Source organism: Pseudomonas sp. TWP3-2 (genome assembly GCF_049897765.1).
GTDB lineage: Bacteria > Pseudomonadota > Gammaproteobacteria > Pseudomonadales > Pseudomonadaceae > Aquipseudomonas.
Map to the genome: position 1 here is coordinate 204,010 of NZ_JAFCWW010000003.1, position 23,155 is coordinate 227,164.

Consider the following 23,155-nt stretch of genomic DNA (forward strand, 5'->3'; position numbering starts at 1 on the left):
GCGTACGTGCCCAGCGTCCGCTATGCCTAGGGAGGGAACTCTCAAGGACGGGCTTATGCGCACAGGGATGATGGCGCTGGCGGCCGGTCTGCTGACACCGGTTTTTTTGCCAGCGTTGCCACCGGTCGGGTTGCTGCTGGTGCTACCGGTGGTGGGATTGATGTTGCTGCCGTTTCGCAGCTATCCGCTGGCGTTTTTGCTGTTCGGCTTCACTTGGGCTTGCGTCAGCGCGCAGTGGGCGCTGGATGATCGGCTACCTGCGGCGCTGGACGGCGAGACGCGTTGGGTCGAAGGCCGGGTGGTTGGCCTGCCGCAAAACAGCGACGGCGTGGTGCGTTTCGAACTGGCTGATGCGCGCTCGCGTCACGAAAAACTCCCGTCGGTGATGCGTCTGGCGTGGTACGCCGGGCCGCCGGTCAACAGCGGCGAGCGCTGGCGGCTGGCGGTAAAACTCAAGCGTCCGGGCGGGTTGCTCAATCCGGACGCGTTCGACTACGAAGCCTGGCTGCTGGCGCAACGGGTCGGTGCCACGGGCACGATAAAGGACGGTCAGCGTCTGGCGGCTGCGCAGTGGGCCTGGCGCGACAGCATTCGCCAGCGCTTGCTGGAAGTGAATGCGCAGGGGCGAAGCGCGGCGCTGGCGGCATTGGTGCTCGGCGATGGCTCGGGACTCAGTCGCGAGGATTGGCAGATTTTGCAGGCCACCGGCACCGTGCATTTGCTGGTGATTTCCGGGCAACACATCGGCATGTTGGCGGCGGTGATGTATCTACTGATTGCCGGCCTCGCACGCTACGGCTTGTGGCCAGTGCGCTTGCCCTGGCTGCCATGCGCCTGCGGATCGGCATTTGCTGCGGCGCTGGGCTACGGATTGCTGGCCGGTTTCGACGTGCCAGTGCAGCGTGCCTGCGTAATGGTCGCACTGGTGCTTTTATGGCGCTTGCGATTCAGGCACCTCGGGGCATGGTGGCCGCTGCTGCTGGCGTTTAACGGCGTGTTGTTGCTCGATCCGCTGGCCAGCCTGCGCCCCGGTTTGTGGCTGTCTTTCGCTGCCGTGGCAATCCTGGTCCTGACCTTCGGTGGTCGGCTGGGGCCGTGGCGCTGGTGGCAGACCTGGACCCGCGCGCAGTGGTTGATCGCAATCGGTCTGTGCCCTGTGCTGCTGGCGCTGAGCCTGCCGATCAGCCTCAGCGGGCCGCTGGCCAATCTGCTGGCGGTGCCGTGGATCAGTTTCGCAGTCCTGCCAGCCGCGCTGCTAGGCACTTTGCTGTTGCCGATCCCGCATGTCGGCGAGAACCTGTTGTGGCTGGCCGGCGGCTTGATCGATTGGCTGTTTCACGCACTGGCGCTGATCGCCGGGCATTGGCCCGCATGGGTTGCGGAGACGATCCCGTGGTGGGTCTGGGCGCTGGGTTGTCTCGGCACGGTGCTTTTATTGCTGCCGCGCGGCGTACCGTTACGACCATTGGGCTGGCCGATGTTGCTGCTGCTGGCGCTGCCACCCCGTGAACGGCTGGCCGAAGGCATGGCAGATGTCTGGCAACTGGATGTCGGCCAAGGGCTGGCGATTTTGATCCGCACCCGTCATCACACACTTCTGTACGACGCCGGCCCGCGCTTCGGCGACTTCGATATCGGCGAACGGGTGGTGGTGCCGACGATGAAAAAACTTGGCGTGGAGAAACTCGACCTGATGCTGCTCAGCCATGCCGACGCCGATCACGCTGGCGGCGCACCAGCGGTGGCAAAAGGCTTTGCGGTGAAGCAGGTTATCAGTGGTGATCCTCCGGGAATCCCCGGCGAACTGAATGCTCAAGCCTGCGTCAGCGGCCAGCAATGGAGTTGGGACGGCGTGATTTTTCGGCTATGGCAATGGACCGACGCCCACGACAGCAATCAGCGCTCCTGCGTGTTGCAGATTGAAGCCAACGGCGAACGCCTGCTGCTGACCGGCGATATCGACAGCGCCGCCGAACGCGTGCTGCTGGACAGTCCGCTGGCAGTGCACACGCACTGGCTGCAAGCGCCGCACCACGGCAGTCGCAGTTCTTCCTCGATGGCGCTGCTCAAGGGACTGCGCCCGCATTCAGTACTGATCTCCCGAGGCCAGGGCAACTCCTTCGGTCACCCGCACCCGACAGTCATCGCCCGCTACCGCAAGCAGGGCCTGCATCTATATGACAGCGCCGAGCAGGGCGCCATTCATCTGCAATTGGGCCGGCATCAGCCACCGCGCACGATGCGCCAGCAGCGGCGGTTCTGGCGAGATCCGCCTGAACCTCAGTAAGCAGGCGCAAGTCGTCGGAGCGGCCGGTCGTTATCCCGAACCGGTATGGTAAAGTGGCGCACTTTTTCGAGGGGGCTTTCACTGTGTGGGAATTGGTCAAATCCGGCGGCTGGATGATGTTGCCGATCATTCTGAGTTCCATCGCGGCCATGGCGATTGTCGCTGAGCGCCTGTGGACCCTGCGTGCCAGCCGCGTCACCCCCGAGCATCTGCTGGGTCAGGTCTGGGTATGGATCAAGGACAAGCAGCTCAATAAAGAAAAACTCAAGGAATTGCGCGCCAATTCGCCGCTGGGGGAAATCCTCGCGGCGGGCCTGGCCAACTCCAAGCATGGTCGCGAGATCATGAAAGAGTGCATCGAAGAGGCCGCCGCCCGGGTCATCCACGAGCTGGAACGCTATGTCAACGCGCTGGGCACCATCGCCGCGATGTCGCCGTTGCTCGGCCTGCTGGGTACGGTGCTCGGCATGATCGATATCTTCAGTGCGTTCACCGGTTCCGGCATGACCACCAACGCTGCGGTACTGGCCGGCGGCATTTCCAAGGCGCTGATCACCACGGCTGCGGGCCTGATGGTCGGTATCCCGGCGGTGTTCTTCCACCGGTTCCTGCAACGCCGCATCGATGAGCTGGTGGTCGGCATGGAGCAGGAAGCGATCAAACTGGTCGAAGTGGTGCAGGGTGACCGTGACGTCGATCTGGCCGGGGGCAAAGCGTGAAATTCCGTCGCAAGCCCCGGGAAACGATTGATATCAACCTCGCGTCGCTGATCGACGTGGTGTTTATCTTGCTGCTGTTTTTCGTCGTGACCACTACCTTTACCCGCGAAACCCAGTTGCGCGTCGATCTGCCGGAAGCGGTCAGCGGTTCACCTGCCGAAGACCAGCAGCTCAAGCAAATCGATGTGGCCATCAGCGCTGAAGGCGTGTTCTCGGTGAACAACAAGATTCTGCCGAAGAACGATCTGGCAACGCTGATGGAGGCCTTACAGAAAGAGTCCAACGGCGATACCAGCATGCCGTTGTCGATCAGTGCCGATGGCAAGACTCAACATCAATCCGTGATCACCGCCATGGATGCGGCCGGCAAGCTCGGTTTCAGCCATCTGCGCATGACCACGGTCGAGGCGGCGCCTAAATCCTGATGGCCATGTCTGATCGTCTGCTCGCCGCGTGGTATCAGGGCCATCCCGCTCTGACACTGCTGCGGCCGCTGGAGTGGCTGTATCGCCGCGTGGTGGTTGGCAAGCGCCAACGCTTTCTTGATGGCGATGGTGAAATCTATAAGTCTCCGGTGCCGCTGATCGTGGTCGGCAACATCACCGTTGGCGGCACCGGCAAGACGCCGATGATCCTCTGGCTGATCGAGCATTGTCGCAGTCGCGGCCTGCGGGTCGGCGTGGTCAGTCGCGGTTACGGCGCCAAGCCACCGCAGTTTCCGTGGCGGGTTGGAGCCGAGCAGAGCGCTGAAATCGCTGGCGACGAACCGTTGCTGATCGTGCAGCGCACCGGCGTGCCGCTGATGATCGACCCCAACCGCAGCGCCGCCGTCAAAGCCTTGCTCGAAAGCGAGCCTCTGGACCTGATCCTCTCCGATGACGGCATGCAGCATTACCGCCTCGCGCGCGATCTGGAGCTGGTGCTGATCGATGCCGCGCGCGGCTTGGGCAATAAACGTTGCCTGCCTGCCGGGCCGCTGCGTGAGCCGGTCGAACGTCTGCAAAGCGTCGACGGCGTGTTGTTCAACGGTGCTACGGCTGATCGCACCGACGGTTTTGCGTTCCACTTGCAACCCACTGCTTTAATCAATCTGCGCAGCGGCGAACGCCAGCCGCTCGATCACTTTCCAGCCGGGCAGCAGGTGCACGCGGTGGCCGGGATCGGCAACCCGCAACGTTTCTTCAATACCCTCGAAGCGCTAGACTGGCGCCCAGTGCCGCACCCCTTTGCCGACCACGCCGAGTACAGCGTGCAGGCCTTGAGTTTCAACCCGTCATTGCCGCTGGTGATGACTGAAAAGGACGCGGTCAAGTGCCGCGCCTTTGCCACCGCCGACTGGTGGTATCTGGCAGTCGATGCCGTACCGTCGCCAGCCTTTGTGGCCTGGTTCGACACCCAGTTGCTGCGCCTGTTGCCGGATCGTCTTTTGCCTTAAAACCGTATTTATCCAGGGAATGTTCATGGACACCAAATTGCTCGACATCCTCGCTTGCCCGATCTGCAAAGGCCCGCTCAAGCTCAGCGCTGACAAAACCGAGCTGATCAGCAAAGGCGCCGGCCTGGCGTACCCGATTCGCGACGGCATCCCGGTGATGCTCGAAAGCGAAGCCCGTACCTTGACCACCGACGAGCGTCTGGATAAATGACCACTGCTTTTACCGTTGTCATCCCGTCGCGCTACGCCTCCACGCGTCTGCCGGGCAAACCGCTGCTGGATATCGCCGGCAAGCCGATGATCCAGCACGTCTGGGAACAGGCGAGCAAAAGCAGCGCCAGCCGCGTGGTCGTGGCGACTGACGATGCGCGCATCGTCGAGGCCTGCAAGGCGTTCGGTGCCGAAGTGGTGCTGACCCGTGAAGACCACAATTCCGGCACTGATCGTCTGGCCGAAGTTGCGGCGAAACTCGGTCTGGAGCCAGACGCCATCGTGGTCAATGTGCAGGGCGATGAGCCGCTGATCCCGCCGAGCGTGATTGATCAGGTGGCGGCCAACCTCGCTGCTCACACCGAAGCGCGCATGGCCACACTGGCCGAGCCGATCGAAGACGTCGAAACCCTGTTCAACCCGAACGTGGTCAAGGTCGTCAGCGACCTCAACGGTCTGGCCCTGACCTTCAGCCGCGCGACCCTGCCATGGGCGCGCGATGCGTTCGCCACCAATCGCGAAGTGTTGCCGCAAGGCGTGCCCTATCGCCGTCACATCGGCATTTATGCCTACCGCGCCGGGTTCCTTCAGGATTTCGTGAGCTGGGGCCCGTGCTGGCTGGAAAACACTGAAGCGCTCGAACAGTTGCGTGCCCTGTGGCACGGCGTGCGCATTCATGTCGCCGATGCGTTGATCGCACCGCCGACCGGGGTCGATACCGTCGAAGACCTCGAGCGCGTTCGTCGCCTGTTGGGGGCCTGATGCGCGTTCTGTTCGTGTGCCTGGGCAACATCTGCCGTTCGCCGACCGCTGAAGGTGTGTTGCGCAACAAGTTGCGTGCAGCCGGCCTGGCGGATCAGGTCGAAGTGGCCTCCGCCGGCACTGGCGACTGGCACGTTGGCAACCCGCCGGACAAGCGCAGTCAGGCGGCGGCCAAATTGCGCGGCTACGATCTGTCGGCGCAACGTGCACAGCAGGTCAGCCGCGCGGATTTCGCCAGTTACGATCTTATCCTCGCCATGGACAACAGCAATCTGCGCCACCTCAAGGCCATGCAGCCATCCACCGGCAAGGCTGAGCTGGATCTGTTCCTGCGCCGCTATGCCGGTGTAGTCGATGACGTGCCAGATCCGTATTACGACGGCGATCAGGGTTTCGAGCAGGTGCTGGATCTGATCGAGCGCGCCTGCGATCAACTGTTGATCGAAGTGAAGGGCCGGTTATGAGTTTGCAGATTCAGTCGCAGGTTTCGCTTAAGCCGTTCAACACCTTTGGCGTCGACGTGCGTGCGCAGTTGTTTGCCGAGGCCCACGATGACGCCGACGTGCGCGAAGCCCTGGCTTACGCCTCTGCTAGCGATGTGCCGTTGCTGGTGATCGGTGGCGGCAGCAATCTGCTTCTGACCGCTGATATTCCGGCGCTGGTGCTGCGCATGGCCAGTCGCGGCATTCGCGTGATCAGCGACGACGGCAACCGTGTGGTGCTGGAGGCCGAGGCCGGTGAGCCGTGGCATCCGTTTGTGCAGCACACGCTGGCGCTAGGTTTGGCTGGATTGGAAAATCTCAGCCTGATCCCCGGCACGGTTGGCGCTGCGCCGATGCAGAACATCGGTGCCTACGGCGTCGAGATCAAGGACGTGTTCGCCGGTCTGACCGCGCTGGATCGCCTCAGCGGTGAACTGCGCGACTTCAACCTGCAAGAGTGCAACTTCGCCTACCGCGACAGCCTGTTCAAGCAAGAGCCGGGGCGTTGGCTGATTCTGCGGGTGCGTTTCAGTCTGGCACGCACCGCGCATCTACATCTGGAATACGGCCCGGTGAGTCAGCGTCTGACCGAGCAGGGCATCGAGCAACCGACACCCAGCGACGTCAGCCGCGCGATCTGCAGCATTCGCAGTGAAAAATTGCCTGATCCCGCAGTGCTGGGCAATGCCGGCAGTTTCTTCAAGAATCCGCTGGTTTCGGCCGCCGTAGTCGCAGAGATCAAGCAACAGCACCCGGATCTGGTGGCCTACGCGCAACCGGACGGGCAGATGAAGCTCGCCGCTGGCTGGCTGATTGAACGGGCGGGCTGGAAAGGTTTCCGTGAGGCCGATGCCGGCGTGCATAAATTGCAGGCGCTGGTATTGGTCAATTACGGCAGCGCAACCGGCCTGCAATTGTTCGAGTTGGCACAGCGTATTCAGAAAGACATTGCACAACGTTTCAATGTCGATCTGGAAATGGAGCCGAACCGTTATTGAGGCTACGCTCAAGGCTGCACCCAAAGCCCTGCACTATTGAAAAAGTGCAGGGCTTTTTTGTTAATCGCGGGTTAACGTAGCCAGCTAACGATGCAAGTCATTTGCTCCACCAAAGGCCCGGCGCAGAGGTTGCCGTCTGCGCAAGAGAGCCGATTAGCCTGAGTCGATCTGCGTGAACCAGCGTCGTCCCTGCGGCGGCAGATTGCTCGACCCCATGACCACTAGAACTATGCGGGCGTGCCCATGATTACCCTGAAACTCAATGGCCAGGATCAACAACTCGACGTTACCGAGGACATGCCGCTGCTCTGGGCGATTCGCGACGTCGCCGGTTACAACGGCACCAAATTCGGCTGCGGCATGGGCCTGTGTGGTGCGTGCACCATTCACATCGATGGCTTGCCGGCGCGCAGTTGCATCACGCCGATCGGCTCGGTGGTCGGACAGAACGTGACCACCATCGACAACCTGCACGCCGATCCGGTCGGGCAGATCGTCCAGCAAGCCTGGCTTGATACCGCCGTGGCGCAGTGCGGTTTCTGTCAGGGCGGGCAAATCATGTCCGCTACGGCATTACTCAAGACCAATCCGAACCCGAGCGATGAGCAAATCGAAGAAGCCATGGTCGGCAACATTTGCCGTTGCGGCACCTACAACCGCATCAAAACCGCGATCCGCCAAGCCTCCACTCATCTGAAGGAGGCCAAGGCATGAGCCGCGTACCGAACGATTTCGCCCTGAGCAACCTCAGCCGGCGCGGCTTTCTCAAAGGCGTCGGCGCCACCGGTGCATTGGTGCTGGCCGCGAGCTGGGGCTGGCAGGATGCGCTGGCTGAAGACAAACCGAAGAAGTTCGGTGCCGATGGCATGCCCAACGGCTGGATCGACGATCCGAAGGTTTACGTGAGCATTGCCGCCGACGGCACGGTAACCGTGGTGTGCAACCGTTCGGAAATGGGTCAGGGCGTACGCACCAGTCTGAGCATGGTGGTTGCCGATGAACTGGACGCTGATTGGGCGCAAGTCAAAGTGCAGCAGGCGCCGGGTGATGAAGTGCGCTTCGGCAATCAGGACACCGACGGCTCGCGCAGCATGCGGCACTGGTACGAGCCGATGCGCCGTTGCGGTGCCGCGGCCCGGACCATGCTTGAACAAGCTGCTGCCGAACAGTGGAAAGTTCCGGCCTCCGAGTGCCGTGCGCAACTGCACAAAGTTATTCATACGCCGTCGGGGCGTGAATTGGGATATGGCGCGCTCGCCGCTGCTGCCAGTGCGTTGGCGGTGCCGGCGCGTGACAGTCTGCGACTCAAGCAGCCGTCGGAATTTCGCTATATCGGCAAGGAAGGCACCAAAGCCATCGACGGCGCCGACATCGTCAACGGGCGTGCGGTATTTGGTGCTGACGTGCATTTCGACGGCATGTTGTACGCGGTGATCGCGCGTCCGGCGGTGTACGGCGGCAAGGTCAAGTCGCTGGACGACAGCGCCGCACTGAAAGTCCCGGGCGTGCTCAAGGTCATGCAGATCGAAGGTCGTCCGTTGCCATCGGAGTTCCAGCCATTGGGTGGCGTGGCGGTTGTGGCGAGCAACACTTGGGCGGCAATCAAGGGCCGCGAAGCGCTGAAGATCGAGTGGGACGACGGCCCGAATGCCAGTTACGACTCGATTGCCTATCGCAAGGAACTGGAAGCCGCCGCGCTGAAACCGGGCAAAGTGGTGCGCAATACTGGCGACACTGACAAAGCCATCGGCGCAGCCACCAGCACCCTGGAAGCGTCCTACTATTTGCCGCACTTGTCGCAATCGCCGATGGAGCCGATGGTCGCCATCGCCCGCTTCAAAGATGGCATGTGCGAGGCGTGGGCTCCGAGCCAGGCGCCGCAAGTCACCCGCGAGCGCATCGGCGAACGTCTGGGTCTGCCATTCGATAACGTCACCCTGAATGTGACGCTGCTCGGCGGTGGTTTCGGCCGTAAATCGAAACCGGATTTCGTCATTGAAGCCGCGATCCTCGCCAAGGAATTCCCTGGCAAAGCCGTGCGCGTGCAGTGGACGCGCGAAGACGATATCCATAACTCGTATTTCCACACCGTGTCCGCCGAATATCTCAAGGCTGGCGTGGGCAAGGACGGCATGCCATCGGCGTGGCTGCACCGCACGGTAGCGCCGAGCATCACCGCGTTGTTCGCGCCGGGCATGAACCACGAAGCGGCGTTCGAACTGGGCATGGGTTTCACCAACATGGCTTACGCGATTCCCAATGTGCGCCTGGAAAACCCTGAGGCCACCGTGCACACGCGAGTCGGCTGGTATCGCTCGGTGTCGAACATTCCTCATGGTTTCGCAATCCAGAGTTTTGTCGACGAGCTGGCGCACAAGGCCGGTGAAGATCCGCTCAAGTACCAGATCAAACTGCTCGGCCCGGACCGTCAGATCGATCCGCGTACCCTGAGCGAAGAGTGGAACTACGGCGAATCTCCCGAGCGTTATCCAATCGACACCGGGCGCATGCGCACCGTGCTGGAAACTGCCGCGAAGGCCGCCGGTTGGGGTCGCAAATTGCCCAAGGGCCGTGGACTGGGGCTTGCGGTGCATTACAGCTTCGTCACCTATGTGGCGGCGGTGATTGAAGTCGAGGTCAAGGACGACGGCACGTTGATCGTGCACAAGGCCGACATCGCCGTGGATTGCGGCCCGCAGATCAACCCTGAACGCATCCGTTCACAGTTCGAAGGCGCTTGTGTGATGGGCCTGGGTAATGCAGTGCTCGGCGAGATCAGTTTCAAGGACGGCAAGGTCCAGCAGGACAACTTCCATATGTATGAAGTGGCGCGCATGTCGCTGGCGCCGAAGGAAGTCGCGGTGCATCTGGTGACGCCTCCGGGCGACGTGCCATTGGGTGGTGTCGGTGAGCCGGGCGTGCCGCCGATTGCCCCGGCGCTGTGCAACGCGATCTTCGCCGCCACCGGCCAGCGTATTCGCAACTTGCCGGTGCGTTACCAGTTGCAGGGCTGGCAGAAGGCGCAAGCCTGATGGACAGCGTCGATCTGAATGTCCTGCGCAGCGTGCTGGAATGGCGCCGCGCCGGACAGCGGGTGGTGTTGTTCAGCGTGGTGCAAACCTGGGGAACCGCCCCGCGCGCACCCGGCGCGATGTTGGCGCTGCGCGAGGATGGCGTGGTGATTGGCTCGGTGTCGGGCGGCTGCGTCGAGGATGATTTGATCGCACGGCTGCACGATGGTCGGATCGCCACTGACGGGCCCCCAGTGCAATTGATCACTTACGGCGTGACGCGCGAGGAGGCCGCACGTTTCGGCCTGCCTTGCGGTGGCACTTTGCGTCTGACCGAGGAACGGGTCGGCGATCCCGCGTGGGTCGCCGAGTTGCTGGCGCGTTGCGAAGCGCATGAAATCGTTGCGCGTGAGCTGAATATCGCTACGGGCGAAGTGCGTTTGCAGCCAGCGAGCAAGACCGATTCATTGGTGTTTGATGGCCAGACCTTGCGCGCGATCTACGGGCCGCGCTGGCGTCTGCTGTTGATCGGTGCCGGGCAGTTGTCGCGCTATGTGGCGGAGATGGCGCGGCTGCTGGATTTCGAAGTGCTGATCTGCGATCCGCGCACCGAGTTTGTGTATGGCTGGGAAGAGCAGCATGGGCGATTCGTGCCGGGCATGCCGGATGATGCAGTGCTCGAAATCCAGACCGATGAGCGCACGGCGATTGTCGCGCTGACACACGATCCGCGTCTGGACGATATGGCGCTGCTCACTGCGCTCGATTCCAAAGCGTTTTATGTCGGCGCACTCGGCTCGCGGGTCAACAGCCAGAAGCGCCGGGAAAACCTGGCTCAGCTAGGCTTGTCTGAACAGGCCATCGCGCGTTTGCATGGGCCGATTGGTTTGCATATTGGCAGCCACACTCCGGCGGAAATCGCCTTGTCGCTGCTGGCAGAAATTGTCGCGATCAAGAACGGCGTCGAGCTGAAACAGAAGAAGGCACTGGAGGGCGTATGAGTGGTTCCATCGGCGTGGTCGTATTGGCGGCGGGCGAGGGCAGTCGTTTTCGTGAAGTGGCGGGTGCCGACAAGGACAAGCTGCTGGCTGACTGCACCGGGCGCGATGGCGCGGTGCGTTCGGTGATCGAGCAGGTGTTGGTCAATCTGCCGACGAGTCTCGACAAGCGCGTTCTGGTGACCACCGAGGCGCGACCGCAAGTGATGCGCATGGCCCAGGCTTATGGTTGTGAGGTTGTGTCGGTCGAACCCACCGGAATGGGCGACAGCATCGCGGCGGGTGTTGCGGCGTGTGCGGATCTGGATGGCTGGCTGATTGTGCTGGGGGATATGCCGTTTATCTTGCCGTCGAGTATTGAACGCGTGGCGGCGGCGATGGCTGAGGATGCGGTGAGTGTGCCGGTGTTGAGCGGTGAGTATGGGCATCCGGTGGGGTTTGGTCGTTCTTTTGCTGCGGGGTTGATGGCGTTGTCCGGGGATCGCGGGGCTCGGCCGTTGTTTGCGCAGGGGCGGGTGGTTGAGGTGTTTGTGGATGATGCCGGGGTGGTTTGGGATGTTGATGTGCCGGAGGCGCTGGCCTTTGTACAGTCTTGAGTTTTGTGTGGGGCCTTGAGATTGCGGCCCTCACCCTAACCCTCTCCCAGAGGTAGAGGGGACTGACCGAGTTGGATGTTCGAGTTACGCCGACGTGAAATATCGAGGCGAACTCAGGTTTTGAAGAGCATGGAGATCTGCTCCCTTGATCTAAAGCATGGCGCAAAAACCACTGCATAAAAAAGCCCCGCCTGGATTACCAGGCGGGGCTTTTTGTTAGCTGTCGGAATCAGACCAGAGGTTTAGGCTCGTGTTCTTTTTCCTGAGCTGCTTCGTGATGCTCGACCGCGTCCTGAACGGAACGTGGTGCTTCGGCAATCACTGCTTCAACTGCGGCTTCTTCAGCAACCGGGGCAGGAGCTGCCTCGACCGCTTCGGCAGCAACCGGAGCGGCAGCCTGTTCGGCCAGCAGACGCTCGGCTTCACGCTTGCGGCGACGCACTTCACGTGGGTCGTTCGGCGCACGGCCATTTTCGGTCAGGGCGCTGGCCGGAGCCACTGGAGCAGGTGCTTCGGCAACGACTGGCGCTTCGACCACTGGGGTTTCAACAACAGCAGCTTCTACCACCGGTGCTTCAACGACTGGAGCAGCCGCTTCAACCACTGGTTCGGCAACAACCGGAGCAGCTTGAACCGGCGCAGCTTCGAAGGCTGGCGCTGGGGTTTCGGCTACGGCTGGTTCGGCAACCCAGTTGAATGCGGTCTGTTCTTCGCGAACCTCACGCACGGTTTCGGTTACGGTTTCGCTGACTGTTTCAGGCGCGGCCTCAACAACCGGTTCTGCAACAAACGCTGGCGCTTCGGCGATCACGGCAGGCTCGGCAACGACTTCAACCTGAGGCTGATATTCGCGAACCGGCGCTACTTCGACTTCCGGCGCAGCCACTGCTTCAACTGGCGAGGTCGCTTCAACAACCGGCGCTTCTACTGGAGCAGTTTCCAGAGTAGCGGTGGCGCGTTCGGCTTGCTCGTGAGCTTGAGCTTCGGCCGGAGCACTGATCACGCTGCTGGCAACAGCGGCGGTCACGGCCAGGCCAGCGGCCAGTTCGGCAGTGCTCGGCTCGGCGCGTTCAGCGCCTTCAGGATTTTCAGAAGACTCTTCCGAACCCTCGATCTCGTTGCCGTTGGCATCACGCTGACGCTCACGACGGTTGCTGCGACGACGCTGACCGCGCGAGCGACGACGTGGACGATCGCCTTCGGCGCCTTCCGAGCCATCATCCGGCAGTTGCTCTTCGTTGCTGTTCAGATCGGTAGTCAGATCGGTGTTGAGCTCTTCTTGAACAACGGCTGCGGCTTGTTCGGCACGCGGCTGACGCTCTTCACGCGGAGGGCGTGGAGCACGTTCTTCGCGCGGCTGACGGGCCGGACGCTCTTCAGCGGTGGCAGCCACAGCGACACCAGCAGCGGCAACGGCCGGAGCGGCATCCAGTGGCTCGCGCAGTTCACGCACACGTTCTTCACGCTCGCCACGCGGCTTGCGATCTTCGCGTGGAGCACGCGGTGGACGTGGCGCACGTTCTTCGCGTGGTGCGCGTTCTTCACGGGCTACCGGTGCTTCTTCACGTGGCTCGCGGACTTCACGGGCTTCGCGTGGCTGACGCTCTTCACGCGGCTCGCGTGGCGCACGTTCTTCACGAGGAGCACGTTCTTCGCGCGGCTTGCGTTCTTCATCACGGCGACCGTTACGGTTGCGGCTTTGCTGACGACCGTTACGACGCTCTTCGTTGCGCGCAGGACGCTCGGTGGCTGGTTTCTCAACCACAACCGGAGCAACTGGTTCTTCTTTGGTCGCGAACAGGCTGACCAGGGACTTCACCAGACCTTTGAACAGGCTTGGTTCTGGCAGGGCAACCGGAGCAGGTGCAGGTGCCGGTGCAGCCACTTCGGCCGGGACCGGAGCATTGGCACGGGCCGGAGCAGTTTTCACTGCGGCTTCCTGGCGAACCAGAGTGCGGGTCGCGGCGGCTGGCTGAACTTCTTCGACTTCGGCAGCAGCGGCGGCAATTTCATAGCTCGACTGGCCGGTAGCGGCTTCCGGGCTGTCATCGCGCAGACGCTGAACTTCGAAGTGCGGCGTTTCGAGGTGGTCGTTCGGCAGAATGACGATGCGCGCACGGGTGCGCAGTTCGATCTTGGTGATCGAGTTGCGTTTTTCGTTGAGCAGGAACGCAGCAACCGGGATCGGCACCTGAGCGCGGACTTCGGCAGTGCGGTCTTTCAGGGCTTCTTCTTCGATCAGGCGCAGGATCGCCAGCGACAGCGATTCAACGTCACGGATGATGCCGGTGCCGCTGCAGCGCGGGCAAACGATACCGCTGCTTTCGCCGAGCGATGGACGCAGACGCTGACGGGACATTTCCAGCAGGCCGAAGCGCGAGATACGGCCGATCTGTACACGGGCGCGGTCGGCTTCCAGGCATTCGCGGACTTTCTCTTCCACGGCGCGCTGGTTCTTGGCAGGGGTCATGTCGATGAAGTCGATGACGATCAGGCCGCCGATGTCGCGCAGGCGCAACTGACGGGCGATTTCTTCGGCGGCTTCAAGGTTGGTCTGCAGAGCGGTTTCTTCGATGTCGCTGCCTTTAGTGGCGCGCGCCGAGTTGATGTCGATGGACACCAGGGCTTCGGTCGGATCGATAACGATGGAGCCGCCGGAAGGCAGTTCGACGACGCGCTGGAAAGCGGTCTCGATCTGGCTTTCGATCTGGAAACGGTTGAACAGCGGAACGCTGTCTTCGTACAGCTTGATCTTGCTCGCGTACTGCGGCATCACCTGGCGGATGAAGGTCAGGGCTTCGTCCTGAGCTTCAACGCTGTCGATCAGCACTTCGCCGATGTCCTGGCGCAGGTAATCGCGGATGGCGCGGATGATCACGTTGCTCTCCTGATAGATCAGGAATGGCGCGGAGCGATCCAGCGAAGCTTCTTTGATGGCGGTCCAGAGTTGCAGCAGGTAATCGAGGTCCCACTGCATTTCTTCGCTGCTGCGGCCAAGGCCGGCAGTGCGCACGATCAGACCCATGTCGGCCGGTGCAACCAGACCGTTCAGGGCTTCACGCAGTTCGTTGCGCTCTTCACCTTCGATGCGACGGGAGATACCACCGGCACGCGGGTTGTTCGGCATCAGAACGAGGTAACGACCGGCCAGGCTGATGAAGGTGGTCAGGGCTGCGCCCTTGTTGCCACGTTCTTCTTTTTCGACCTGAACGATGACTTCCTGGCCTTCGCTCAGGACGTCCTTGATGTTGACGCGGCCTTCAGGAGCTTTCTTGAAGTATTCGCGGGAGATTTCTTTGAGGGGCAGGAAGCCGTGGCGCTCGGAGCCGAAATCGACAAAGGCAGCCTCAAGGCTTGGTTCGATGCGAGTGATCTTGCCTTTATAGATATTGGCTTTTTTCTGCTCGCGTGCACCGGATTCGATGTCCAGGTCGTAGAGGCGCTGGCCATCTACCAGTGCAACACGCAACTCTTCGGGTTGAGTTGCGTTAATCAGCATTCTTTTCATGTAGTACCGTCGGTTTCCGGGCTGCCGGAAACGGCGTTCGGCACACACGACTTCTCACGGTCGGTGTCAGGTGCGTCGGGAGTGGTTGGCCATTCCCGTGTCCAGCGATGTTGGCCAATTGGGCCGTTATCGCGACGTACGCGTCCTGCTTGCTGTGGCTACTTAAGCACTCAGTCAGGAGGAGGAATCAACCGTGGCTGTGGACGAGATGAAGCGTCTTGAAAAACCTGTAGCTACACAGGCCAGCGGTTGTGCATCTCCACCCTACACGTATCCCTGATAATTCGGGTGCTGCCGCGCGCAGAATCCGCAGCGGGTTGGCATTTACCGTGAGCTCCGAAAGGGGAGGTCACGCATCATGGCTAATTTAGGCAACGTTTCCGAAGCTATTGCTCGGGGTCATTCGTAGCTGACTGCACTTTGTGAACTGGCCGTGAATATGGCTCGCAGAGCGAGTGAGAACTCTGCTTTGCGGCGTGATTCAGGCCTCATGTCACCTGCGCTCGTTACAGCTGCAAACTCCACCGTTACGTAGCAAAAGCTCCGTAGGACGGCCTCGCGTCCTGGTGAATTGCGTTGGTCAGGGCCGGTTTTTGACCGTGATTCCTCTGTCCAGGCCGCTTTTGGCGGCGTTCGCGACTATAGCAGCAATGATTAAGTGCTTCAATTCCATAAAAAATTGATATCATCCGCGCCATGACGACTACTGCCCCTGTGACTCCAAGCGTTCAATTGCTTGAGGTCTCGCCGGAATATGCCGGCCAACGAATTGACAACTTCCTCCTCGCCCGGCTCAAAGGCGTGCCCAAGACCCTGATTTACCGCATTTTGCGTAAAGGCGAAGTGCGCGTGAACAAAGGTCGGATCAAGCCCGAGTACAAGCTGCAGGCTGGCGACATCGTGCGCGTGCCGCCCGTGCGCGTGCCCGAGCGCGATGAGCCGGTGCCACTCGCACAAGGCTTGTTGCAGCGTCTCGAAGCGTCGATCGTGCATGAAGACAAAGCCCTGATCGTGATCAACAAGCCTGCGGGCATTGCGGTTCACGGCGGCAGCGGCTTGAACTTCGGCGTGATCGAAGCCTTCCGTCAGTTGCGTCCCGACGCCAAAGAGCTGGAGCTGGTGCATCGCCTCGACCGCGACACCTCCGGCCTGCTGATGATCGCCAAGAAGCGCAGCATGCTCCGCCATTTGCACGAGCAACTGCGTGGCGACGGCATCGACAAGCGCTATATGGCGCTGGTGCGCGGCAACTGGGCAACTTCGATCAAGCAAGTCCGCGCGCCGTTGCTCAAGAGCAATCTGCGTTCCGGCGAGCGCATGGTCGAAGTCAACGAGGAGGGCAAAGAAGCCCTGACCCTGTTCAAAGTGCTGCGGCGCTTCGGTGATTTTGCAACCATGGTCGAGGCCAAGCCTGTTACCGGCCGGACGCACCAGATTCGCGTCCACACCCTGCACGCCGGGCATTGTATTGCTGGCGACAGCAAGTACGGCGATGAAGGTTTCACCAAGGAAATCCGCGATCTGGGCGGCAAGCGCCTGTTCCTGCATGCCTACATGCTGACCGTGCCTTTGCCGGATGGCGGAAAACTCACCTTGCAGGCACCTGTCGATGAAATGTGGGCCAAGACCGTGGAGCGACTGAGTGCGGCACCCTGATTACAAACTGCTGATTTTCGATTGGGATGGCACGCTGGCCGACTCCATTGGTCGGATTGTCGAGGCCATGCATGTGGCCTCCGAGCGATCCGGCTTCGAATTGCGCGATGACTTTGCGGTGAAGGGCATCATCGGTCTTGGCTTGCCCGAGGCTATTCGTACTCTTTATCCCGCGATCACCGATGCCGAGATGGTGCTGTTCCGTGAGCATTATGCGGATCGCTATATAGAAGCCGAAGCGGTGCCTTCGCCGTTGTTCGAAGGGGTAGTCGAGTCGCTGGCCTCATTTCGTGAAGACGGCTATCACTTGGCGGTGGCTACCGGCAAGAGTCGGCGCGGGCTGGATCGAGTGCTCAAGGCGCATGGCTGGGAAGATTATTTCGAGATCACCCGGGCTGCCGATGAAACCGCGAGCAAGCCGCATCCATTGATGCTCGAGCAGATCCTCGCCCATTGTGGTGTGCGGGCCGAGCAGGCATTGATGGTCGGCGACTCGTCGTTCGATCTGCAGATGGCGCGCAATGCCGGCATGGGTTCGGTGGCCGTCAGTTATGGGGCGCAATCGATTGAAGCATTGCAGGCTTTCGAGCCGCTGCTCTCGGTTGACCGTTTTTCCGAATTGCACGCCTGGCTGGGCAAGCAGGCTTAATACGTTTTTGGGGTGGATGGCATGACCGACGAATGGAAAGCACCGGCCAAGGCAACTGCCGACGACGGTGACGCAAAAAGCTGGAAGTTGCTGGAAAAGACTCTGCTGGCCGGTGTGCAGGAACAGCGTCGCTCGCGCCGCTGGGGCATCTTCTTCAAGTTGCTGACGTTTGTTTACCTGGTTGTCGCGCTGATTCTGTTCACGCCGCTGATGGACATGGAAAAAAGCGCCACTCGCGGCTCCAACTACACCGCGTTGATCGACGTCACTGGCGTGATCGCCGATAAAGAGCCGGCGAGTGCTGACAACATTGTCGGCAGCCTGCGCGCAGCCTTCGAGGACAAAAAGGTCAAGGGCGTGGTCCTGCGCATCAACAGCCCTGGCGGCAGTCCGGTGCAATCGGGTTATGTGTATGACGAAATCAAGCGTCTGCGTGGCCTGCACCCGGAAACCAAGCTGTATGCGGTGATTTCCGATCTAGGGGCGTCCGGTGCCTATTACATCGCCAGTGCGGCGGATCAGATCTATGCCGACAAGGCCAGTCTGGTCGGTTCCATCGGTGTGACGGCGGCTGGTTACGGCTTTGTCGGTACCATGGAGAAGCTCGGTGTCGAGCGTCGGACCTACACCTCCGGCGAGCACAAATCGTTTCTCGATCCGTTCCAGCCGCAAAAGCCTGAAGAGACTGCGTTCTGGCAGAGCGTGCTGGACACCACGCACAAGCAGTTCATCAATAGCGTGAAGCAGGGGCGTGGCGATCGCCTGAAGGATAAGGAGCATCCGGAGCTGTTCTCCGGGCTGGTCTGGTCGGGTGAGCAGGCGTTGCCGCTGGGGCTGATCGATGGGCTGGGCAATGCCAGTTCGGTTGCGCGCGATGTGATCGGCGAAAAAGAGCTGGTGGATTTTACCGTTCAGGAATCGCCGTTCGATCGCTTCTCGAAGAAGCTCGGTGCGAGCGTGGCGGAGCAGTTGGCGATGTGGATGGGTTTCCACGGGCCGTCGTTGCGTTAAGCAATTGATGCATGGGAAAACCGGCTCTTGTGGCCGGTTTTTTGTGGCTCAGGGAATCTGCACGCCTTCGGCTAATAGCATGTCGATCAGGCGGATCAGCGGCAATCCGATCAGGCTGGTCGCATCCGGCCCTTCAGTGGATTGAAACAGGCTCACACCCAATCCCTCGGCTTTGAAGCTGCCAGCGCAGTCATAGGGCTGTTCGGCGTGCAGGTAGCGTTCGATGCGCTCTTGGTCCAGCGTGCGCATGTGTACGGTGAATGGCACGTAGTCGACCTGGCACAGGCCTGTCTGGCTGTTGAGCAGTGCCAGGCCGGTCAGAAAGGTGACGCTGGTGCCGCTGGCGGCCAGCAACTGCTCGCGAGCTTTCTCGAAAGTGTGCGGCTTGCCGATGATCTGTTCGCCAAGCACCGCGACCTGATCCGAACCGATGATCAGATGATCGGGATGACTGACGGCCAGGGCGCGGGCTTTTTGCTCGGCGAGGCGTTTGACCAGCTCGATGGCTGACTCGCCCGGGCGATGACTTTCATCGATGTCCGGCGAGCTGCAGACGAACGGCAGGCGCAGGCGGGCGAGCAGTTCACGGCGATATGGCGAGCTTGAAGCGAGTAATAAAGGCAGCATTCGCATCTCCTGAGGCAGGCGCGAATTCTAGCCGAGGCACGTAAGTGACGGACAGGGCGCAATTTCCTTTGACATGGCCGGGTGCATCCCTATAATGCTGCGCCTATGTTGAATGACCCGATTCCACCTCACGTTGACCCGCGCAAATTGGCTGATCGTGGCACTTCCCTTCAAGGTGAAATGCTGCTGGCCGATTTGGAGAGACTCTGCGACCCGCTTTCCGACAATGTCGGTACGGTGCAGGCGAAATTCGTTTTTGAACGAGATGAACGTAAATCTGTGGTAATCCACAGCTTTATCGACACCGAGGTCAAAATGGTTTGCCAGCGTTGTCTTGAGCTGGTCACCCTGCCGATTCACAGCGAATGCAGTTACGCTGTGGTGAAGGAGGGTGCGAATACCCAGTCGTTACCGAAAGGTTATGACGTGCTGGAACTGGGCGAAGATCCTTTGGATCTGCATGCACTGATCGAGGAGGAGCTTTTGCTCGCCTTGCCCATTGTGCCTGCTCATCATCCGGAAGAATGCCAGCAGCCGGAAGGGCTCGATGAAGAGCCTGAACCGAGCGAGGACGAGGTAACGCGGTCCAACCCGTTCAGTGTATTGGCGCAGTTAAAGCGTGACCCAAACGTTTAGGAGTTAATCAATTATGGCTGTTCAGCAGAACAAAAAATCCCGCTCTGCCCGTGACATGCGTCGTTCGCACGACGCCCTGACGGCGAGCACTCTGTCTGTAGAAAAAACCACTGGTGAAATTCACCTGCGTCACCACGTATCGCCAGAAGGCGTATACCGTGGCCGTAAAGTGATCGACAAGGGCGCTGACGAGTAATCACTTGTCTGCTCAAGTCATCGCGATTGACGCAATGGGCGGGGACTTCGGTCCCCGCAGCATTGTTCAGGCCAGTCTCGCTTGCCTGTCTGCTACGCCCTCGCTGCACCTGACCCTCGTCGGTCAACCCTCCCTTCTTGAAGAATTGATCGCTGGCCAATCGGCTGCGGATCGCACGCGCCTGACGATTGTCGCGGCGTCCGAAGTCATCACCATGGACGAAAAACCTGCCCAGGCCCTGCGTGGCAAGCCGGACTCGTCGATGCGTGTCGCACTTGAGCTGTTGCGTGATGGCAAGGTTCAGGCGTGTGTCAGTTCGGGTAATACCGGTGCGCTGATGGCGTTGTCGCGATTTGTCCTGAAGACGGTGCCGGGTATTGATCGGCCGGCGATGGTCGCGGCGATTCCTACGCAGACCGGCTATTGCCAGTTGCTCGATCTGGGCGCCAACGTCGATTGCAGCGCCGAACAACTGCTGCAATTTGCGGTGATGGGTTCGGTGGCGGCGCAGGCGCTGGGTGTCGCCCGGCCGCGCGTGGCGCTGCTGAATATCGGCACCGAAGACATCAAGGGCAATCAGCAGGTCAAGCTGGCGGCGACGCTTCTGCAAGGCGCGCGCGGCATTAATTACATCGGCTTCATCGAGGGCGACGGTTTGTATCGCGGCGAAGCAGATGTGGTGGTGTGTGACGGGTTTGTCGGCAATATCCTGCTCAAGTCCAGCGAAGGCCTGGCGACGATGATTGCTGCGCGCATCGAGGCCTTGTTCAAGAAAAACTTCGCCTCGCGTGCGGTCGGTGCCTTGGCGTTGCCGCTGATGAGGCGCTTGCAGGCTGATCTGGCGCCGGCCAGGCACAACGGCGCGAGTTTTCTCGGGTTGCAGGGGATCGTGGTGAAAAGTCACGGTTCAGCCGGGGTGCAGGGTTTTCAGAGTGCAATTCAACGCGCGCTGATCGAGATTCAGGAGAATCTGCCCGAGCGCCTGCACGGTCGTCTGGAGGATTTGTTGTCTTAGGCGTTTTCGTCTGACAATGCTTAAATGTGACCGCCCGGTTCAAAGGGCCATCCAACTGTCAGTTTCTGGCGTCCCTCTGTCGGGGCGTCAATATTTCCGACGACAAGATCATTAGGGGCTTGTTACATGTCTGCTTCCCTCGCATTCGTCTTTCCAGGACAGGGTTCGCAGTCCCTCGGCATGCTGGCCGAGCTGGGCGCGCAATACCCGCTGATCCTCGATACTTTCCAAGAAGCCTCCGCTGCTCTGGGCTACGACCTGTGGGCACTGACTCAGCAGGGTCCGGAAGAGCTGCTCAATCAAACCGACAAAACCCAACCGGCCATTCTGACCGCTTCGATCGCCCTGTGGCGTCTGTGGCTGGCTGAAGGTGGCGCGCGTCCGGCTTTTGTTGCCGGTCACAGTCTGGGTGAATACAGCGCGCTGGTCGCGGCCGGGAGCCTGACGCTGGCGGACGCGGTGAAGCTCGTCGAGCGCCGTGGCCAGTTGATGCAGGAAGCGGTTCCGGCCGGGCAGGGCGGCATGGCTGCCATCCTCGGTCTGGAAGATGCCGACGTGTTGGCTGCCTGCGCCGAAGCTGCGCAAGGCGAAGTGGTCAGCGCGGTGAACTTCAATTCCCCGGGCCAAGTGGTCATCGCTGGTGCCAAGGCTGCGGTCGAGCGCGCCATTGAAGGCTGCAAGGCGCGTGGCGCCAAGCGTGCCATGCCGCTGCCGGTCAGCGTGCCGTCGCACTGTGAACTGATGCGTCCGGCGGCCGAGCGCTTTGCCGAGTCCATCGCTGCCATCAACTGGCAGGCGCCGCAGATCCCTGTGGTACAGAATGTCAGCGCACAAGTGCCGGCGGATCTGGAAACCCTCAAGCGTGATCTGCTCGAACAGCTTTACAAGCCAGTGCGCTGGGTCGAATCGGTCCAGACCCTTGCCGCCCAAGGCGCGACCACGCTGGTCGAATGCGGTCCAGGCAAAGTACTGGCCGGTCTGAACAAACGTTGCGCTGAAGGCGTAGCGACTTCCAACCTCAATACCCCAGACGCTTTCGCTGCCGCCCGCGCAGCGATTGCCTGAATCAGGAGAAACTTGCATGAGTCTGCAAGGTAAAGTTGCACTGGTCACCGGCGCAAGCCGTGGCATCGGCCAGGCTATCGCACTGGAACTGGGTCGTCAGGGCGCCATCGTCGTCGGTACTGCGACCTCCGCCAAGGGTGCCGAGGCCATTGCCGCCACGCTGAAAGAGCATGGCATTCAAGGCACCGGTCTGGAACTTAACGTCACCAGCGACGAATCGGTGACCTCGGTACTGGCGAGCATCCAGGAGCAGTTCGGCGCCCCGGCGATTTTGGTCAACAATGCCGGCATCACCCGCGATAATTTGCTGATGCGCATGAAAGATGACGAATGGCATGATGTCATCGATACCAACCTGAACAGTCTGTTTCGCCTGTCCAAGGGCGTTTTGCGCGGCATGACCAAAGCGCGTTGGGGCCGAATCATCAGTATTGGTTCTGTTGTGGGTGCCATGGGCAACGCAGGCCAAGTAAACTATGCAGCCGCCAAGGCCGGTCTGGAAGGTTTCAGCCGTGCCATGGCGCGTGAAGTCGGTTCGCGTTCGATTACGGTCAACTCGGTAACCCCAGGGTTCATCGATACCGATATGACCCGCGAGCTGCCTGAAGCACAGCGTGAAGCCTTGCAGACGCAGATTCCGCTGGGCCGTCTGGGACAAGCTCAAGAGATCGCGTCCGTGGTCGCTTTTCTTGCATCCGACGGTGCGGCATACGTGACCGGGGCTACAATCCCGGTAAACGGCGGGATGTACATGTAAGTAAAATGTGACGGATTGCTTCAAAAAAATGTCATACGAGCTGTCTAAAATCCGTTATAAAGCTGCAATCTATTTATAGGCAGAGGGTCGTCGGGTTTGAGGAGTGAAGCTTTCAGTTGAAAAACTGAAATGGCTTTCTATACACTTACCCACTGGCCAGCTGCCTGAATTTGTCCATTAGGAGTGAAAACAAGGTATGAGCACCATCGAAGAGCGCGTCAAGAAAATCGTTGCCGAGCAACTGGGCGTTAAAGAAGAAGAAGTGGTCAACACTGCTTCCTTCGTTGAAGACCTGGGTGCCGACTCCCTTGACACCGTTGAGCTGGTGATGGCTCTGGAAGAGGAATTCGAGACCGAAATCCCTGACGAAGAAGCTGAGAAGATCACTACTGTACAAGCTGCAATCGATTACGTTACAAACCACCAGGCTTAATAGCTTGTAATCGTTGCTTGCTGTCATGGAAAAACCGCACTGCCATCACGGCGTGCGGTTTTTTCTTTAGGTCTGATGCAAAGTCGTCATTTGAAAAAGGAGAG

Annotated in this window: 23 protein-coding genes; 21 read left to right on the forward strand and 2 right to left on the reverse strand. The window is 60.5% G+C overall.

Annotation, left to right across the window (positions count from 1 at the left end; genetic code table 11):
- Positions 1–55: 55 nt before the first annotated feature.
- The 12 genes from ACP7EE_RS06405 (at position 56) to ACP7EE_RS06460 (ending at position 11,498) form a co-directional block, all read left to right on the forward strand.
- Positions 56–2,287 (forward strand): DNA internalization-related competence protein ComEC/Rec2, encoded by a 2,232-nt coding sequence (locus tag ACP7EE_RS06405; RefSeq protein WP_426233947.1) that lies wholly within the window; start codon positions 56–58, stop codon positions 2,285–2,287.
- 83 nt (positions 2,288–2,370) lie between these two features.
- Complete coding sequence (locus ACP7EE_RS06410) at positions 2,371–3,006, forward strand: MotA/TolQ/ExbB proton channel family protein (RefSeq protein ID WP_163976130.1); 636 nt, start codon at positions 2,371–2,373, stop codon at positions 3,004–3,006.
- Positions 3,003–3,431 carry an ExbD/TolR family protein gene (locus ACP7EE_RS06415; protein ID WP_426233948.1) on the forward strand — a complete coding sequence of 143 codons (429 nt, stop codon included), beginning with the start codon at positions 3,003–3,005 and terminating at the stop codon, positions 3,429–3,431. The genes ACP7EE_RS06410 and ACP7EE_RS06415 overlap by 4 nt, the downstream gene beginning before the upstream one ends.
- Entirely contained in the window at positions 3,431–4,441 is a 1,011-nt protein-coding gene (lpxK, locus tag ACP7EE_RS06420) for a tetraacyldisaccharide 4'-kinase (protein WP_426233949.1), read from the forward strand. The genes ACP7EE_RS06415 and lpxK overlap by 1 nt, the downstream gene beginning before the upstream one ends.
- Positions 4,442–4,466: 25 nt before the next feature.
- A complete protein-coding gene (locus tag ACP7EE_RS06425; RefSeq protein ID WP_003174668.1) occupies positions 4,467–4,652 on the forward strand; it encodes a Trm112 family protein in 186 nt (61 codons plus the stop codon).
- A complete protein-coding gene (gene kdsB, locus ACP7EE_RS06430; RefSeq protein ID WP_426233950.1) occupies positions 4,649–5,413 on the forward strand; it encodes a 3-deoxy-manno-octulosonate cytidylyltransferase in 765 nt (254 codons plus the stop codon). The genes ACP7EE_RS06425 and kdsB overlap by 4 nt, the downstream gene beginning before the upstream one ends.
- The gene (locus ACP7EE_RS06435) at positions 5,413–5,877 is read left to right on the forward strand and encodes a low molecular weight protein-tyrosine-phosphatase (RefSeq protein WP_426233951.1); all 465 of its coding nucleotides are present in this window, start codon (positions 5,413–5,415) and stop codon (positions 5,875–5,877) included. Before kdsB ends, ACP7EE_RS06435 begins: the two co-directional genes overlap by 1 nt.
- Entirely contained in the window at positions 5,874–6,893 is a 1,020-nt protein-coding gene (gene murB / locus ACP7EE_RS06440; RefSeq protein WP_426233952.1) for a UDP-N-acetylmuramate dehydrogenase, read from the forward strand. The genes ACP7EE_RS06435 and murB overlap by 4 nt, the downstream gene beginning before the upstream one ends.
- A 243-nt stretch (positions 6,894–7,136) precedes the next feature.
- On the forward strand, positions 7,137–7,607 hold the full coding sequence (locus ACP7EE_RS06445) for a (2Fe-2S)-binding protein (RefSeq protein WP_426233953.1): 471 nt from the start codon (positions 7,137–7,139) through the stop codon (positions 7,605–7,607).
- Positions 7,604–9,925 carry a molybdopterin cofactor-binding domain-containing protein gene (locus ACP7EE_RS06450; protein WP_426233954.1) on the forward strand — a complete coding sequence of 774 codons (2,322 nt, stop codon included), beginning with the start codon at positions 7,604–7,606 and terminating at the stop codon, positions 9,923–9,925. Before ACP7EE_RS06445 ends, ACP7EE_RS06450 begins: the two co-directional genes overlap by 4 nt.
- Positions 9,925–10,905, forward strand: coding sequence for an XdhC family protein (locus ACP7EE_RS06455; protein WP_426202957.1), 981 nt, complete (start codon positions 9,925–9,927; stop codon positions 10,903–10,905). Before ACP7EE_RS06450 ends, ACP7EE_RS06455 begins: the two co-directional genes overlap by 1 nt.
- Complete coding sequence (locus tag ACP7EE_RS06460; protein ID WP_426233955.1) at positions 10,902–11,498, forward strand: nucleotidyltransferase family protein; 597 nt, start codon at positions 10,902–10,904, stop codon at positions 11,496–11,498. Before ACP7EE_RS06455 ends, ACP7EE_RS06460 begins: the two co-directional genes overlap by 4 nt.
- A gap of 229 nt (positions 11,499–11,727) precedes the next feature.
- Here the strand turns inward: ACP7EE_RS06460 and rne are convergent, their stop codons facing one another.
- Positions 11,728–15,006: a ribonuclease E gene (rne, locus tag ACP7EE_RS06465; RefSeq protein ID WP_426233956.1), complete on the reverse strand. Its 3,279-nt coding sequence runs from the start codon at positions 15,004–15,006 to the stop codon at positions 11,728–11,730.
- Positions 15,007–15,702: 696 nt separating this feature from the next.
- Between rne and rluC the strand changes: the two genes are divergently transcribed.
- From rluC to sppA, 3 genes are read left to right on the forward strand one after another with little or no spacing between them, the layout of a single operon-like run.
- Positions 15,703–16,662: a 23S rRNA pseudouridine(955/2504/2580) synthase RluC gene (gene rluC, locus ACP7EE_RS06470; protein WP_420646514.1), complete on the forward strand. Its 960-nt coding sequence runs from the start codon at positions 15,703–15,705 to the stop codon at positions 16,660–16,662.
- Positions 16,649–17,311 (forward strand): HAD-IA family hydrolase, encoded by a 663-nt coding sequence (locus ACP7EE_RS06475; RefSeq protein WP_426233957.1) that lies wholly within the window; start codon positions 16,649–16,651, stop codon positions 17,309–17,311. The genes rluC and ACP7EE_RS06475 overlap by 14 nt, the downstream gene beginning before the upstream one ends.
- A gap of 21 nt (positions 17,312–17,332) precedes the next feature.
- A complete protein-coding gene (sppA, locus tag ACP7EE_RS06480; protein ID WP_426202965.1) occupies positions 17,333–18,322 on the forward strand; it encodes a signal peptide peptidase SppA in 990 nt (329 codons plus the stop codon).
- 48 nt (positions 18,323–18,370) lie between these two features.
- On the opposite strand, the gene ACP7EE_RS06485 is transcribed toward sppA, so the two are convergent.
- On the reverse strand, positions 18,371–18,949 hold the full coding sequence (locus ACP7EE_RS06485; protein WP_426233958.1) for a Maf family protein: 579 nt from the start codon (positions 18,947–18,949) through the stop codon (positions 18,371–18,373).
- A gap of 105 nt (positions 18,950–19,054) precedes the next feature.
- Between ACP7EE_RS06485 and ACP7EE_RS06490 the strand changes: the two genes are divergently transcribed.
- The 6 genes from ACP7EE_RS06490 (at position 19,055) to acpP (ending at position 23,051) form a co-directional block, all read left to right on the forward strand.
- On the forward strand, positions 19,055–19,585 hold the full coding sequence (locus tag ACP7EE_RS06490) for a YceD family protein (RefSeq protein WP_420646518.1): 531 nt from the start codon (positions 19,055–19,057) through the stop codon (positions 19,583–19,585).
- 13 nt (positions 19,586–19,598) lie between these two features.
- Positions 19,599–19,781 (forward strand): 50S ribosomal protein L32, encoded by a 183-nt coding sequence (rpmF, locus tag ACP7EE_RS06495; protein WP_008152339.1) that lies wholly within the window; start codon positions 19,599–19,601, stop codon positions 19,779–19,781.
- Between the two features lie 4 nt (positions 19,782–19,785).
- A complete protein-coding gene (gene plsX / locus ACP7EE_RS06500; protein ID WP_426233959.1) occupies positions 19,786–20,796 on the forward strand; it encodes a phosphate acyltransferase PlsX in 1,011 nt (336 codons plus the stop codon).
- A 126-nt stretch (positions 20,797–20,922) separates the two neighbouring features.
- Entirely contained in the window at positions 20,923–21,861 is a 939-nt protein-coding gene (fabD, locus tag ACP7EE_RS06505) for an ACP S-malonyltransferase (RefSeq protein ID WP_426233960.1), read from the forward strand.
- A gap of 16 nt (positions 21,862–21,877) precedes the next feature.
- Entirely contained in the window at positions 21,878–22,618 is a 741-nt protein-coding gene (fabG, locus tag ACP7EE_RS06510) for a 3-oxoacyl-ACP reductase FabG (protein ID WP_420646521.1), read from the forward strand.
- A gap of 196 nt (positions 22,619–22,814) precedes the next feature.
- The gene (gene acpP / locus ACP7EE_RS06515; RefSeq protein ID WP_003442511.1) at positions 22,815–23,051 is read left to right on the forward strand and encodes an acyl carrier protein; all 237 of its coding nucleotides are present in this window, start codon (positions 22,815–22,817) and stop codon (positions 23,049–23,051) included.
- Positions 23,052–23,155 lie beyond the last annotated feature (104 nt).